Here is a 14,467-nt window from a genome sequence, read left to right as displayed (position 1 = left end):
CGGGGCCCGTGCCGCCGGCGGCGCCGGTCGGCGGCGCCCGCCCGGTCCGGAGCAGGGCCGCGGCGGCCGCCGCGGCCCACGGGGACGACGGGGACGACGGGGACGACTACACGACGGGCGAGTTCACCTTCGTCGACGACGAGGCGGAGAAGTCCGAGGACGTCATCGACTGGCTCAAGTTCGCCGAGTCCCGCAGCGAGGTGCGCGCCGAGCGCCGCCGCAAGCTGCGCAACCGGCTGATCGGCGTCGGTGTGGTGCTCGCGCTCGCCGCGGCCGGTACCGGCGGCTACCTCTGGTTCACCGGCGGCGGCAAGGAGAACGCCTCGACGGCCGCGGGACCGCGCCAGGTCAACGTCGTCCACCTGCGCGACCTCCAGGGCAAGGTCTCCAGCGCGCTGCTGGTCAACGACGCGTCCGGGAAGAAGGGCACCGTCCTGCTGCTGCCCGACACGCTGCGGCTGCCCGGTCCGGGTGACCCGCCGATCACCAGTGTCGGCCAGGCCATGGACACCCTCGGCGCCTCCGGCACCCGGGAGGGCCTGGCCACCGTGCTCGGCGCGCCCGTCGCCGGCACCTGGCGCCTGGACACCCCCTATCTGGAACTGCTGGTCGCCCAGCTCGGCGGCGTCCGGGTGGACACCGACGCCGAGGTGCACGAGGGCGGCCGGGCGGACGGCAAGCTGCTCGCCGCCGCGGGGAAGAACACCCTGCTCAGCGGCAAGGCCGCGGTCGGCTACGCCACCCTGCAGAACGCCGGGGAGAACCGCGACGCCCAGCTCGCCCGGTTCGGCCAGGTGATGGACGCCGTGGTGCGCACCATGCCGGTCGAGTTCAAGGACGCCAAGGACGACGTGCACCGGATGAACGCGGTGCTCGACCCCTCGCTGCCCGAGGACGCGCTCGCCGGGGTGCTCGCCCAGCTCGCCCAGCTGTCCAAGGACGGCCGGTTCGGCACCACCGCGCTGACCGTCAAGCCGGACGGTTCGCTGGACGAGGCCACCGCCGGCAAGCAGGTCAAGGACGTGCTCGGCGGCACCGTCAAGGCCGCGACCAGCGGCGACGGGGCGGCCCGGGTCTCCGTCCAGGACGCCTCCGGCAACGACCAGGCGGCCGCGGCGGCCCAGGTCCAGGTGATCAACGCGGGTCTCACCTTCGTCCCCGGCGGCGCCAAGGCCGCGCCGCAGGCGACCAGTGAGATCCGCTACACCGACGACGCCAGGCAGGCGGCCGCGAAGTCGCTGGCGACCAGCCTCGGCCTGCCGGAGACGGCGGTCAAGAAGGTCACCGACGCCCAGAACGCCGACCTCGTCGTCGTCCTCGGCAAGGACTACGTGCCGCCGAAGGTGCCTTAGCCGGGCCGGACGGGCGGGGTCCGGCCCCGTCCGTGCGGCCCGCCCGTCCGTCGTCCGCGGGCCGGTGGGCCGGTGGGCCGGCACCGGCGGGCCGGGTGGCTCCGCGCGCCCGGCCCCGCGGTCCCGGAAAACGGTTCCGGGGCCACCGGGGCGGCGTGAGATCCTGGAAGGCGATCCCCGGCGCCCCGCGCCGGGCGCCCCCAAGCAGCCGAGCCGGAAGAACACCGTGACCGCCACTGAGCACAGCCAGGAACTCATCAATGTCGCCGCCCAGGCGGCGGCCGACAAGCTGGCCCACAACATCGTCGCGTTCGACGTCAGCGAGGTGCTGTCGATCACCGACGCCTTCCTGATCGCCTCCGCGAGCAACGACCGCCAGGTCCGCTCGATCGCCGAGGAGATCGAGGACCAGCTGCGCGAGAAGCTGGACATCAAGCCGGTGCGCCGGGAGGGCGAGCGCGAGGGCCGCTGGATCCTGCTCGACTACCTCGACATCGTCGTGCACGTCCAGCACTCCGAGGAGCGCTCCTTCTACTCGCTGGACCGCCTCTGGAAGGACTGCGCCGAGCTGCCGCTGCCGGAGGACGCCCTGGCCTCCCGCAACCGCCCGGACGCCCACACCGACGCGGCCGGCAACGCCGTCGCCCCGGCCGAGCAGGCCCCGGCGGACGACTTCGGCGCCGAGGACTACAGCTGAGCCGGGACGCGCGGGGTCCGCGCATCGTCTTCTGGCGGCACGGCCAGACGTCCTGGAACCTGGAATCCCGGTTCCAGGGCACCACGGACATCGAACTGACCGGGCAGGGCGTGCTGCAGGCGCAGCGCGCCGCCCGGCTGCTCTCCGGCCTCCACCCGGACCTGCTGATCTCCTCGGACCTCCAGCGGGCCCGGCACACCGCCGGGGAACTGGCCAGGGTCACCGGGCTGGACGTCGAGCACCACGAGGGCCTGCGCGAGACCTACGCGGGCTCCTGGCAGGGGCTGACCAACGCGGAGATCCGCGAGCGCCACCCCGAGGAGTACGCGGCCTGGACGCAGGGCGAACCCGTCCGGCGCGGCGGCGGCGAACTCGCGACCGAGGTCGCGGACCGCTCCGTGCCGGTGGTGCTCGACGCGGTGGACAAGCTGCCCGACAACGGCACGCTGGTGGTGGTCAGCCACGGCGGCACCATCCGCACCATGCTCGGGCGGATGCTCGGCCTGGAGCCGGAGCTGTGGGAGTGCTTCGGCGGGCTGTCGAACTGCTGCTGGTCCGTGCTGGGCCGGGGCGCGCGCGGCTGGCGGCTGCTGGAGCACAACGCCGGCACCCTGCCGCAGCCGGTCATCGGCGACGACACCTGAGCGCTCGCGAGGCGCCCGGGTGGGGTGTACGGAGGGGGCCCCGGGGAGCGGATTTCGCAGTTCCGGGCCTTTGCGGCTAGAGTCTTCCTCGTTCGCACGGAGGGAACGCGGCCCGGAAGGGAAGCGGGAGGACCGGCGGACGAGTGAGGGGCTGTAGCTCAGTTGGTAGAGCGCTTGCATGGCATGCAAGAGGTCCGGGGTTCAATTCCCCGTAGCTCCACTCCGTACCCGGGGTCCGCGAGGACCACGTGTGTCGCGGGGCTGTAGCTCAGTTGGTAGAGCGCTTGCATGGCATGCAAGAGGTCCGGGGTTCAATTCCCCGTAGCTCCACAGAACGAGGAAGGCCGTCACCCGGTGGGTGGCGGCCTTTCCGCGTTGTGGCGCGGCGGTGCGCAGTACCGGTCGGGGGCGCGGCTGTTGCGGTCCGTCCGTTTCTCCGGGCCGGCCCGGCCCGCCGTCCCCGCCCGGCCCGCCGTCCCCGCCCCGCCGCCGGCGGCGGGGCGGGGGCCCTCCGGCGGTGTCCGGGGGCGGGGGAGGGGTGCTCGGAGGGCGGGCGCCCGGGGAGCCGGGGAACTGATTCGTGGAGCACCCCCCGGAGCGTGTAAAGTAGTGGATGTCGCCGAGGGAAACGGAACGAAACCCCCGGTGACATCGCAGGTCAAGGGGCTGTAGCTCAGTTGGTAGAGCGCTTGCATGGCATGCAAGAGGTCCGGGGTTCAATTCCCCGTAGCTCCACAGGAAACGAAGGCCGCCTCCCGTAGGGGAGGCGGCCTTCGGCGTTCTCCGGCCGGGTCGCGCCGTTCGCCCTCCCCGCAGGGGCGCGCCGACGGCAGTGGTCCTGCCCACACCCGGTTTTCGGCGACCCCCCGGCGGCGGCCCCCGGCGGACCGCTACGGTCGGAGCCATGGCCGATCTGGAGCGCAGACGCAACGGGGAACTGGCCCGGATACTCCACCAGCTCGGCTGGAGCCCGGAGCGCCTCGCCCGCGAGGTCAACCTCACCGTCCCGTCCCGGCTCGCCATCAGCTCCACCGCCCCCTACAAGTGGCGCGACCGCGGCATGGTCCCGCGCAGCCCGCACGACCAGGCCGTCTGCGAGGTGCTCAGCCGCACCCTCGGCATCGCCGTCACCTACGAGCAGCTCTGGGGCCCGATGGGCGGCCACCGCGGCGCCAAGATCCTCTCCCCGCGCCTGCTGACCGACCCGTGGACCGCCGACACCGCGCAGACCGCGCTGCGCGAGACCGCCGCCGACGCCGGCCCCGTCCGGCTGACCGACCTCTTCCGCGGCGCCGACCTCGCCGAGGCCGCCCGCCGGCTGGCCACCCCGCCGCCGGCCCTCGGCGGCGGGGGCGCGCTGCGGGTCGATCCGGCGGTGATCGGAGAACTCGCCGCCGCGCACCGGAGCAAGCAGCGGCTGGAACGTTCCTGCGGCGGCGGCCTCGTCCTCGGCCCCGTCCGCGCCGAACTCGCCATGGTCGCCAAGCTGCTGGAACTCGGCGGGTACGACGAACCGCTGGGCCGGGCCCTGTACGGCGCTGCGGGGCGGCTGGCGCGGCTCGCCGCCTGGGCCGCGTACGACCTCGGGCACGACGCCACCGCGCAGCGGGCGTTCGCGGCCGCGCTGCGCGCCGCGCACCTGAGCGGCGAGCGCCGGGCCGGGGTCTCGGTGCTCGGCGGCCTGGTGGTGCTGGCCACCTGGAGCGTCGGCGGGCGCGGTCTGGACGTGGTCGGCGTGCTCGCGGAGGCGGTGGCGGCGGCCGGGGACGCCCTCGGGCCGGCCGACCGCGCGCTGCAGCTCGGCCGGATCGCCCGCGCCCACGGGCGGCGCGGGGACGCGGCCGGGCTCGCCGAGGCGGCGGCGCGGGCGTTCGCGGAGCTGGACGGGGGCGCGGGCGGCGGCGGTGTCCCGGCCGTCGCGGACGGTGGTGCCGCCGGGAGCGCCGCCGGCGGTCAGCCGGAAGGAGCCGGCGGCGGTGCCGGCGGACGCGGGACGCGTGCGGACCTCGCGGGCATGGTGGGGGAGGGCTACCTGTTCCTGGGCGAGCACGGTCGGGCGCAGGCTCTGCTGGCCGAGGCGGTGGCGGGCCTCGGGCCCGGCCGGGCCAGGGCACGGGCGCTGTTGATGGTCCGGCTGGCCGACTCGCAGCGGCTGGCCGGCGACGCCGCCGAGGCGGTCCGTACGGCGGACCGGGCGCGGGCGCTGGCCGCGGGGATGCAGTCGGAGCGGGTGGCGCGGGCGCTGCGCGGGATCGACGCGGCCTTCCGGGGGGCGCAGGCAGGCGGGGCGGGTGCTTCCGGGGTGGTGGGTGCGGACGGCGCCGGTGTTTCCGGGGTGGTGGGTGCCGGGGCCGGGGCGAGGGCGGGTGCGCGGGTCCGGGCGGGTGCCGGTGCGCCGGGCGCGGAAGCGGAACCGGAAGCGGAAGCGGGGGCCGGTGCGGGGGCCGGGGCGGCGGCGGGTGCGGGCACGGAGGCCCGGGCGGGCGTCGGCACGTCGGCGGTATCGCCGGGAGGGGGCTGACCCCCTTGCGGTACCCTGAGCCCATGCGAACCGCGCGCCTGCTCCTTAGTCGGCCGCGCTGACCAGGACCGGCCACGCCAGAGGGCGGAGCCGGAGTCGGCGTGGCATCCCCTCCTGCGAGGGGCTTTTTTGTTTTCCGCCCGGCCCCGCGCCGCCCGGCATCCGTCCGGGCCCCGGCCCGGCATCCGTCCGGGTCCCGGCCCGGACGCCCGTCCCGTCGCCGGCCCGGAACGCCGGTTCGCCAACCGACATCGATGGAGCTTGAAGGACCATGAGCGAGACGACCCCTGCGTCCGGTGCGGCCGACACCGCGACCGCGCCGTTCCGGTACAGCGCCGCCCTGGCGGCGGAGATCGAGTCCCGCTGGCAGGACATCTGGGAGAAGGAGGGGACGTTCCACGCCCCCAACCCGGCCGGTGACCTGGCCGACCCGGCCGCCGGCGACGTCGCCGCGAAGCCGCACAGCTTCATCATGGACATGTTCCCGTACCCGTCGGGCGCCGGCCTGCACGTCGGTCACCCGCTGGGCTACATCGCCACCGACGTCTTCGCCCGCTACCAGCGGATGAACGGCTACAACGTCCTGCACACGCTGGGCTACGACTCGTTCGGCCTGCCCGCCGAGCAGTACGCCGTGCAGACCGGCACCCACCCGCGGGTCTCCACCGAGGCCAACATCGCCAACATGCGCCAGCAGCTGCGCCGGCTGGGCCTGGGCCACGACCCGCGCCGGTCTATCGCCACGATCGACCCCGAGTACTACCGCTGGACGCAGTGGATCTTCCTGCAGATCTTCAACTCCTGGTACGACGAGCAGGCCGGCCGGGCCCGCCCGATCGCCGAGCTGGTCGCCGGGTTCGAGGACGGCACCCGTGAGGTCCCCGGCGGCCGCGCCTGGGCCCGGCTGAACGGCGCCGAGCGCGAGGACGTGCTGGGCGAGTACCGGCTGGCCTACGCCAAGGAGGTGCCGGTCAACTGGTGCCCCGGCCTGGGCACCGTGCTGTCCAACGAGGAGGTCACCGCCGACGGCCGCTCCGAGCGCGGCAACTTCCCCGTCTTCAAGTCCAACCTGCGCCAGTGGATGATGCGGATCACCGCCTACTCCGACCGGCTGATCGCCGACCTGGACCTGCTGGACTGGCCCGAGGCCATCAAGCTGCAGCAGCGCAACTGGATCGGCCGCTCCGAGGGCGCCCGCGTCGACTTCGCCGTCGACGACCGGAGGATCACCGTCTTCACCACCCGCCCCGACACCCTGTTCGGTGCCACCTACATGGTGCTGGCCCCCGAGCACGGCCTGGTCGACGCGATCGTGCCCGCCGCCTGGCCCGAGGGCACCCGCGAGGCGTGGACCGGCGGCGCCGCCACCCCCGCCGAGGCCGTCGCCGCCTACCGGGCCGCCGCCGCCGCGAAGTCCGACGTCGAGCGGCAGGTCGACGCCAAGGTCAAGACCGGCGTCTTCACCGGCGCCCACGCGATCAACCCGGTCAGCGGCGAGCCCGTCCCGGTCTTCATCGCCGACTACGTGCTGATGGGCTACGGCACCGGCGCCATCATGGCCGTCCCCGCCCATGACCACCGCGACTTCGCCTTCGCGCGCGCCTTCGACCTGCCGATGCGCTGCGTCGTCGAGCCCACCGACGGGCGCGGCGAGGACCCGGCCGCCTGGGACGACGCGTTCGACACCTACGACTCCGTCATCGTCAACTCCGCGCACGCGGACGGCACCGAGGACGGCGTCGCGCTGAACGGCCTGAGCGTCGTCGAAGCCAAGGCCGCCGTCACCGCCTGGCTGACCGCGCGCGGCATCGGCGAGGGCACCGTCAACTACCGCCTGCGCGACTGGCTGTTCAGCCGCCAGCGGTACTGGGGCGAGCCCTTCCCGGTCGTCTACGACGAGGACGGCGTCATGCACGCCCTGCCCGAGTCGATGCTGCCCGTCGAGGTCCCCCAGGTCGACGACTACTCGCCGCACACCTACGACCCCTACGACTCCACCTCCACGCCGAAGACCCCGCTGTCGCGCAACGAGGACTGGGTCAACGTCGAGCTGGACCTGGGCGACGGCCCGAAGAAGTACCGCCGCGAGACCAACACCATGCCCAACTGGGCCGGTTCCTGCTGGTACGAGCTGCGCTACATCGACCCGTCCAACCGCGAGCAGGTCGTCGACCCCGCCAACGAGCGGTACTGGCTGGGCCCCACCGAGCAGAAGCCCGGCGGCGGCGCCGACCTGTACGTCGGCGGTGCCGAGCACGCCGTCCTGCACCTGCTGTACGCCCGCTTCTGGCACAAGGTGCTGCACGACCTGGGCCACGTCTCGTCCGTCGAGCCGTTCCACAAGCTGTTCAACCAGGGCATGATCACCGCCGACGTCTACCGCGACGAGCGCGGCTTCCCGGTGCCCGCCGCCGAGGTCGAGGAGCGCGGCGGCCAGTACTTCTGGCAGGGCGAGCTGGTCAGGCGCGAGGCCGGCAAGATGGGCAAGTCCCTGAAGAACGCCGTCGCCCCCGACGAGATCGCCGACGAGTACGGCGCGGACACGCTGCGGCTGTACGAGATGTCGATGGGCCCGCTGGACGTCTCCCGCCCGTGGGACACCCGCGCCGTCGTCGGCTCGTACCGCTTCCTGCAGCGGCTGTGGCGCAACGTCGTCGACGAGACGACCGGCGAGCTGGTGGTGACGGAGGAGGAGCCCGACGAGGCGACCCTGCGCGTCCTGCACAAGGCCGTCGACGGCATCCGCGCCGACATGGCCGGGCTGCGCTTCAACACCGCCGTCGCCAAGGCGATCGAGCTGAACAACCACCTGGTCAAGCGCGGCTCCACGCCGCGGCCGGTGGCCGAGCAGCTGGTGCTGGCGGTCGCCCCGCTGGCGCCGCACATCGCGGAGGAGCTGTGGCGCCGGCTGGGCCACGGCGACTCGCTGGCGTACGCCGGCTACCCGGTGGCCGACCCGGCGTACGTCGTCGACGAGACGGTGACCTGCGTGGTGCAGGTGAAGGGCAAGGTCAAGGCCCGGCTGGAGGTCGCGCCGTCGATCTCGGACGCCGAGCTGGAGGCGCTGGCGCTGGCCGACCCGGCGGTCGTCGCGGCGATCGGCGGGGCCGAGGTGCGCAAGGTGATCGCGCGGGCGCCGAAGCTGGTCAACATCGTCACGGGCTGAGGCCGGCGGTGCCGGTCGGGTGACCGGGGTCGGTCGGGTGGCCGGGTGCCGGGTGCCGGGTGCCGGGTGCTGGGTGCTGGGTGCCGTCCGGGTGAACCGGGTGGCCGGGGCCTGGCGTGCGGGGCGGGTGTTCCCTCGGGGGCGCCCGCCCTGCGGCGTACCGGGGGCGTCGCGGGGCGTCGCGGGTGCCGAACGGTCCGCCGGGGGCCGCCCCGGCTCGGGGTTCACCCCGAGCCGTCCCTGAACCTGCCCCTGAACTCCGCCCCCGCGCCCCCGATCGGCAGCCCGCGGGACGGATGCCGGGGCTACCGTGGAACCCTCGGTGGGTCGGCCCGCGTTGGGCCCGGTGGGGCCGGTGCGACCGGCGGAAGGTGGCGCGTGATGGAGATCCTCGGGGTGTTGGTCGTCCTCGGTGTGCTGTTCGGGATCGCGGTGGCGGTGCTCGTCGTCATCGGCCTGGTCAAGGCGGCCCGGGCCGTCGGCGAGAAGATGGAACGCCAGGAGGCCAAGGCCCGGCGGGCGGTCGAGAACGTGACGCTCAAGGCCAAGACCTACACCCAGACGGGCCCGCAGGGACAGATCTCCGCCGTCCGGCTGCGTCTGCGGACCTCGCTGGACGGGACCCGGCAGGTCCTGGAGGGCGCCGCCGCCCAGGACGGCCAGATCGGCGAGTCGCTCGCGCTGCTGGGGCGGCTGGACGCGCACGCGGCGGAGCTGGACGGCGAGCTGCGGACGCTGGAGCGGGAGCCGGACGCCGGGCGCGTCGCGGCGAAGCTGCCCGAGCTGCGGGAGCGGGCGGAGCGGATCACGCACTCGGCGGAGGCCATGCGCTGGGCGGCGCAGGACCGGATGCACCGGTTCGCGGAGGACGAGCTGAGCCGGCTGAGCAAGGAGTGCGAGGACGAGGCGGGGGCGCTGCGGCACTGGGACGCGGCTCCGGGGGCGGCGTCCGAGTCGGGTTCGTCGACGGGGGCCGCGGGCGGTTCGGGAGCCGCTGCTCCGGGGGCGGCGCGCGGGGCGGGTACGGTTCGGCCCGGGCTCACGGACGGCCGGGGCGGCCGGCCCGGCGCCGAGGAACTGCTCGGGCTCGCCGACCCGGTGACCAAGCTGGCGCAGCGGCTGCGCAAGCCGTCCACCGGGCCCTCGGCGGGCTGAGCGGGACCCGGATACTGCCGCCGGGCCCGGGCGAGGGGTAACCTCCGGCTCATGTCCGCCGACCTCGCACTCGTCACCGACTCCACGGCCTACCTGCCCCAGCACGCCGTCGACCGGCACGGGATCACGGTGGTCCCGCTGAGCGTCGTCGTCGGCGACGAGGTGAGCGCCGAGGGCGTCGAGATCTCCCCGAAGGACGTCGCCGAGGCACTGCGGGGCAAGCACCGGGTCACCACCTCCCGGCCCAGCCCGGAGTCCTTCGCCGCCGCCTACCGGGCCGCCGCCGAGGGCGGTGCGCGGGGCGTCGTGTCGGTGCACATCTCCGGCGAGCTGTCGGGGACGGCGGAGGCCGCCCGGCTGGCGGCCGCCGAGTCGCCCGTGCCGGTGCGGGTGGTGGACAGCCGGCTGGTCGGGATGGCCCTCGGGTACGGGGTGCTCGCGGCCGCCGAGGCGATCGAGGCCGGCCTGGGGCCGGACGAGGCGGTGGCGGCCGTCGAGCGGCGGACCGCCGGAACCAGCGGTTTCTTCTACGTCGACACCCTGGAGTACCTGCGCCGGGGCGGCCGGATCGGTGCCGCGCGGGCGCTGCTCGGCTCGGCGCTCGCGGTCAAGCCGCTGCTGCACCTGGACGGGGGGCGGATCGAGCCGCTGGAGAAGGTGCGCACGGCGTCACGGGCGATCGCCCGGCTGGAGGAGATCGCGGTCGAGCGGGCGGGGGAGCGGGAGGTCGACATCGCGGTCCACCACCTGGCGGCGGAGGACCGGGCGGAGCCGCTCGCCGAACGGCTGCGCGGGCGGGTGCCGGGGCTGTGCGACCTGTCGGTGGCCGAGGTGGGGGCGGTGATCGGCGCGCACGTCGGGCCGGGGCTGCTGGCGGTGGTGGTCTCGCCCCGGTGAGGGGCGGGGCGCTCGGTGACGGGGCGGGGCGCTCGCTGAGGGGGCGGGGCGCTCGGTGACGGGGCGGGGCGCTCGGTGACGGGGCGTCCCCGGGCGGGGTGTTCGGTGAGGGGGCGGGGCGCTTGGTGACGGGGCGTCCGCCGGTGGGGTGTTCGGTGAGGGGATGCGCGGTGGTGGGGCGTCCGGGATAAGGACGGGAGGCGGCCGGTCGTCAACTCCGCCTGTTGGCCCTCCCTCCTGCGGGCGACCTTCGTTTTCCACAACCCCGGGGTTTTCCACAGGATTCCGGTAACCTCGGCGGGCCGTCCGGACCGTTCCTACCGTCCTCCGCATGACGAGCATGCGCATCGGCGCGCGGAAGCGCCGTGAGATCCAGCAGATCAACGAGACCGCGAGCCGGCGGATGGCGGTCCTGCTCCCCGGGGCCGGGGATCCGCCGGACACCGAACCCCCGGTGTACGTGGCGCCGGCTGACATCGGTGGGCCCGTTCCCGCCCCTGCCCCCGTTCTCGCCCCTCCCCCCGGCCCGGGGGCCGACGGTCCACCGGGCCGGGGCGGGGAGGGCCCCGGGGCCGAGCCCGCCCCGCCCGGAGGCGCCGAGCACCGGTGGCCGGGGCACGCGTCGGCGCTCGACCGCCGGGCGCTGGTCGGCCTGGTCGTGCTCCTCCTGCTCGCGCTCGGCTACGGCATCCAGCACTTCTGGCTGGCACGGCCGCAGACGGTGGAGGTGCCGGCGGTCGCCGTCGCCTCGGTGTCCTCGGAGGCGATCGCGGGGCCGGGCCCGCCCGGGGGCGAGGCCGCCGGGGACGGTACGCCCGCCGGGGCGGGAAGCGGTGCCGGCGGCGGAGCATCGGCGGCCGTCGTGGTCGTCGACGTCGGCGGCCGGGTCGGCACACCGGGGGTGCACGCCCTGCCGCAGGGCTCCCGGGTCACGGACGCCCTGCGGATGGCCGGAGGTCCGCTGCCCGGGGCCGACACCAGGGACCTCAATCTGGCTCGCGTCCTGACCGACGGCGAGCAGATCCTCGTCGGCGAGCCGAGCCCCCAGCCGGCCGCCGGGGCGGGACCGGGGCCGCCGGCTGCCGGGGCGTCGAAGCAGCCGCTCAGCCTCAACCGCGCCACCCTCGAACAGCTCGACACCCTGCCCGGCGTCGGACCGACCCTCGCCCAGCGCATCATCGCCTACCGCGCCTCCCACGGCGGTGCGTTCCGCACCCTCGACCAGCTCCGTCAGGTGAGTGGCGTGGGCGAGCGCACCTACGCGGAACTCCGGCCGCTGCTCACCCTCTGACGGGCCGCCCGTCCCACCGCCGAAAGGAGGTGCCGTCATCGCCACCACCGTCCCGACCCCTGGCGCGCACGACGCCGCCGAGCCCCACGGCGCGCTGCGTCCGGGCGACCTCCGCCTGCTGCTGCCCGCCGTCGCGGCCTGGGTGGTGACGGCCGTGGTCCTCGGCCCGGGTCCCGGACACACCGCGGTCCTCGTCGTGGCGGCGGGCGCTGCGGCGGTCCTCGGGCTCGCCCTCCTCGTTCGTCCGGTCCTGTTCACCCGGGCAGGCCCGGACGCTCACGGTCCGTCCCGCCACCGGGCCGTCACCGTCACCGCGGCCGGCGTGCTGCTGACCGCGGCCGCCGCCACGGTGTCCACCCTCCTCCACACCGCCGACCTGCACCGCGGGCCCCTGCCGGAGCTGGCCCGCGCCGTCGCCCCGGCACCGGAGGTCGGCGTCGACCTCACTCTCACCGGGGACCCGAGGGTCCGGATCTCCCACGGCGGCGGCTCCGGCACGGGGCAGCGGCTGCTCACGGTGGACGCGGTGGTGGACCGCGTCACCGTTCCCGACGGCGTCCTGCCCGGAGCCCCGGGCCCGCGCACCGTCCGCACCAGCACGCCGGTCACCGTGCTGGTCCGAGGGGAGGAGACCGGTGCCTGGGAGCGGCTGCTCCCGTCGACCCGGCTCGCCACCGGGGCGACGGTCCGCCCGCCGGGGGAGCGGGCCGGCGAGTCCGCGGCCCTGGTGATCGCCCACGGCGAGCCCCGGCAGCTGGCACCGCCGAGCTTGCCCCAGCGGATCGCCGGTCGGCTCCGGGCGGGGCTGCGCGAGGCCACCGACGACCTGCCGGCGGACGCGCGGGGGCTGCTGCCCGGACTCGTCGTGGGTGACACCTCACGGCTGCCGGACGATCTCCGGGAGGCGTTCCGGGCCACCGACCTCGCACACCTGGTCGCGGTCAGCGGGGCCAACCTCGCGATCGTGCTGGGCGTGCTGATCGGTGCTCCCGGGCGGGCCGGGACCGCCGAGCGCGGCGGACTCGCCGCCCTGCTCGGGATCCCGCTGCGCGCCACGGCGCTGCTCGGCGCGGCCGTCACCCTGGCCTTCGTCACGATCTGCCGTCCCGAGCCCAGCGTGCTCAGGGCGGCGGGGACGGGGCTGCTCGGGCTGCTCGCGCTGGCCACCGGGCGTCCGCGCCGGGCGGTGCCAGCGCTGGCGGGCACGGCTCTGCTGCTGGTCCTCCTCGATCCCTGGCTGGCCCGCTCGTTCGGGTTCCTGCTGTCGGTGCTCGCCACGACCGGCCTGCTGGTCCTCGGCCCGCGCTGGGCGGACGCGCTGCGGGCGCGGGGCTGGCCGCACCGTCCGGCGGGGGCGGTCGGGGCGACGGCCGCGGCCCAGGCGCTGTGCGCGCCGGTGACGGTGCTGTTCTCCGGGCACGTCAGTCTCGTCGGGATCCCGTGCAACCTGTTGGCGGAACTGGCGGTGGCCCCGGCGACCCTGCTCGGCTTCACGGTGCTGATGCTCGACCCGGTCTGGCCCTGGGCGGCCCGGCTGCTCGCCGAGCCCGCGGCGGTTCCTGCCGGGTGGCTGGCGGCGGTCGCCCGGCGGGGCGCCGAACTGCCGGGTGCTCAGCTGGCCTGGCCGGGCGGGTGGTTCGGCACGGCGAGTCTCGCCGTCGGCACGGTCGCGCTCTGTTGGGCGGTGTCGTGGCTGCTGTCGCGACGCTCTTCGGGCGGGCCGGGCGGGCCGGGTCCGCGTCGGCCGCGCGGGTGGAGTCGGCCCGTGGCGGTGGGCGTCCTGCTGCTGGTCCTTCTCGTGGTACTGCTGAGGCCGCCGCCGCTGGCCCGGATCGCCACCGGGTGGCCGCCGCCGGACTGGCGGCTGGTGATGTGCGACGTGGGGCAGGGCGACATGTTGGTGCTGCCGGTGGTGCCGGAGAACGGTGACCGGCCCGACAGCGCGGTGGTGGTGGACGCGGGCCCGGATCCGGGGGCGGCGGACCGCTGTCTGCGGGATCTCGGGATCCGCAGGGTGCTGCTCTTCCTGGCGACGCACTTCCACGCCGACCACGTGGAGGGGCTGCCGGGTGTGCTGCGGGGCCGGAGCGTCGCGGCGGTGGAGGGGACGTCGGTGAACGATCCGCCGGGCGAGGCCGCCCGGGTGGCGGGCTGGGCTGCGCAGGCCGGGGTCCCGTTGTCACGGGCGGCGCGCGGGGAGCGCCGGTCTGCGGGACCGGGGGTTTCGTGGGAGGTGTTGTGGCCGGACGGAGCGGAGCAGACGGTGGCGTCGGGTGCGAACAACGCGAGTGTCGCGCTGATGGTGACCTTGGCGGGTGGTGTGCGGGTGGCCTTGCTGGGTGATCTGGAGCCGCCTGCGCAGGAGGCGTTGCTGAGCAGGTTGAGGGCGGCGGGGAAGGAGAGCAGGGTGGACGTGCTGAAGGTGGCACACCACGGTTCGGCGCACCAGGACTGGGAGCTGACGGCGGCGCTGAGGCCCCGGCTGGCCCTGGTGTCCTGCGGCGAGGGCAATCCGTACGGTCATCCGTCGCCGCGGACGGTGGACCGGCTGCGGGCGCTGGGCTCCGTGGTGCTACGGACGGACCGGGTGGGTGACATCGCGGTGACGGGCGACAGCCCGGCCCGCCTCGGCGCGGTCGTGCACCCGCCGGCGCACCGTGCCGGCGGCGGCCCGTACAAGGCGCGGGCCGCCGCCGGCGGGGCGGCGTCCGGTGGTCTGCGGGCGGCGCGCGCCGGCCACGGCC

The 14,467-nt window shown here is 75.5% G+C and carries 9 protein-coding genes and 3 tRNA genes; all 12 read left to right on the top strand.

The genetic code is table 11. The features are described 5' to 3' along the window. Positions 1-1,352 (top strand): LytR C-terminal domain-containing protein (locus ACFCX4_RS25895; protein ID WP_376146858.1); only part of this gene is annotated, 1,352 nt, incomplete at its 5' end. Between the two features lie 226 nt (positions 1,353-1,578). Then, on the top strand, positions 1,579-2,049 hold the full coding sequence (gene rsfS / locus ACFCX4_RS25890; protein ID WP_376146856.1) for a ribosome silencing factor: 471 nt from the start codon (positions 1,579-1,581) through the stop codon (positions 2,047-2,049). Further along, positions 2,046-2,693, top strand: a complete 648-nt coding sequence (locus ACFCX4_RS25885; RefSeq protein WP_376146861.1) for a histidine phosphatase family protein — start codon at positions 2,046-2,048, stop codon at positions 2,691-2,693. Before rsfS ends, ACFCX4_RS25885 begins: the two co-directional genes overlap by 4 nt. Positions 2,694-2,840: 147 nt before the next feature. Further along, positions 2,841-2,913 (top strand) — tRNA-Ala (locus tag ACFCX4_RS25880). A 37-nt stretch (positions 2,914-2,950) separates the two neighbouring features. Next, a tRNA-Ala gene (locus ACFCX4_RS25875) sits at positions 2,951-3,023 on the top strand. A gap of 332 nt (positions 3,024-3,355) precedes the next feature. Then, positions 3,356-3,428 (top strand) — tRNA-Ala (locus ACFCX4_RS25870). A gap of 169 nt (positions 3,429-3,597) precedes the next feature. Next, complete coding sequence (locus tag ACFCX4_RS25865; protein WP_376146853.1) at positions 3,598-5,214, top strand: hypothetical protein; 1,617 nt, start codon at positions 3,598-3,600, stop codon at positions 5,212-5,214. Positions 5,215-5,485: 271 nt separating this feature from the next. Then, positions 5,486-8,380 (top strand): leucine--tRNA ligase, encoded by a 2,895-nt coding sequence (gene leuS, locus ACFCX4_RS25860; RefSeq protein WP_376146851.1) that lies wholly within the window; start codon positions 5,486-5,488, stop codon positions 8,378-8,380. 381 nt (positions 8,381-8,761) lie between these two features. Continuing rightward, complete coding sequence (locus tag ACFCX4_RS25855; RefSeq protein WP_376146848.1) at positions 8,762-9,535, top strand: hypothetical protein; 774 nt, start codon at positions 8,762-8,764, stop codon at positions 9,533-9,535. A 51-nt stretch (positions 9,536-9,586) separates the two neighbouring features. After that, complete coding sequence (locus ACFCX4_RS25850; RefSeq protein WP_376146845.1) at positions 9,587-10,432, top strand: DegV family protein; 846 nt, start codon at positions 9,587-9,589, stop codon at positions 10,430-10,432. 331 nt (positions 10,433-10,763) lie between these two features. Continuing rightward, a complete protein-coding gene (locus ACFCX4_RS25845) occupies positions 10,764-11,723 on the top strand; it encodes a helix-hairpin-helix domain-containing protein (RefSeq protein ID WP_376146842.1) in 960 nt (319 codons plus the stop codon). Beyond that, positions 11,671-14,467 (top strand): ComEC/Rec2 family competence protein (locus ACFCX4_RS25840; RefSeq protein ID WP_376146839.1); only part of this gene is annotated, 2,797 nt, incomplete at its 3' end. The genes ACFCX4_RS25845 and ACFCX4_RS25840, both read left to right, overlap by 53 nt.

It is taken from the genome of Kitasatospora sp. NPDC056327 (assembly GCF_042261735.1).
In the GTDB taxonomy this organism is placed as follows: Bacteria; Actinomycetota; Actinomycetes; order Streptomycetales; family Streptomycetaceae; genus Kitasatospora.
The sequence above is the reverse complement of the archived record's forward strand: the minus strand, read 5'-3'. Positions and strand labels throughout refer to the sequence as shown.

What these genes read in the sequence shown, in the direction of transcription:
- ACFCX4_RS25865 (WP_376146853.1), top strand. Translation starts at nt 3,598, where the DNA reads ATGGCCGATCTGGAGCGCAGACGCAACGGGGAACTGGCCCGGATACTC.
- leuS (WP_376146851.1), top strand. Translation starts at nt 5,486, where the DNA reads ATGAGCGAGACGACCCCTGCGTCCGGTGCGGCCGACACCGCGACCGCG.
- ACFCX4_RS25855 (WP_376146848.1), top strand. Translation starts at nt 8,762, where the DNA reads ATGGAGATCCTCGGGGTGTTGGTCGTCCTCGGTGTGCTGTTCGGGATC.
- ACFCX4_RS25850 (WP_376146845.1), top strand. Translation starts at nt 9,587, where the DNA reads ATGTCCGCCGACCTCGCACTCGTCACCGACTCCACGGCCTACCTGCCC.
- ACFCX4_RS25845 (WP_376146842.1), top strand. Translation starts at nt 10,764, where the DNA reads ATGACGAGCATGCGCATCGGCGCGCGGAAGCGCCGTGAGATCCAGCAG.